1 protein-coding gene is annotated in these 507 nt (G+C 52.1%); it reads right to left on the reverse strand.

Features of this window, described 5'->3' with window-relative positions; translation table 11 throughout:
• On the reverse strand, positions 1-507 hold a 507-nt coding region (locus Q7C20_RS27195), incomplete at both ends, for an acyltransferase family protein (RefSeq protein ID WP_375071241.1).

Genomic DNA, 507 nt, shown 5'->3' on the forward strand with positions numbered 1-507 from the left:
GCAATCGGTACGAGCTCTAGCGTCACCGCAAGAAGACACAGGGTTATAACGGCCAGCCCGCCCCAAGCCAGCAGATTCCGGTGCGCGACGATCCATTTCGGACAGGCGGACGATCGGTTGGCAAATGCGCCGGCAATGAAGAACATAAATAACGCTGTAAAATAACCGTAGCCGGCAGGATAGCCGACCAAATACAGCGTGACGGCAACCAACGCAGCTACCACTAGCCCCGCCTTGAACAGAAAAAATCCGATGAGATAATAGACCGCCAGGTAGTGCAAAAACCAAAGATGATGCCAGGGGTCGTAAAGCAACGCACGAAACAGCTCGATCTCCGACGGTAGGCCTAGGACAACCTCTCTCGCCTCGTACAAAAAATACAAAACCACAGTCCAGACCACAAAGGGATATATCAGATTATTCAGCTTGCCCAGCGCATAGTTCTTCGCGCCCTTGTCTATGGAGCGGGCCAGAAGCAGACCGGATAAGAAATACAATAACGGCATT

The sequence above is a fragment of the Pseudomonas sp. AMR01 genome, from assembly GCF_041946035.1.
Classification (GTDB): Bacteria; Pseudomonadota; Gammaproteobacteria; order Pseudomonadales; family Pseudomonadaceae; genus Aquipseudomonas; species Aquipseudomonas antarctica_B.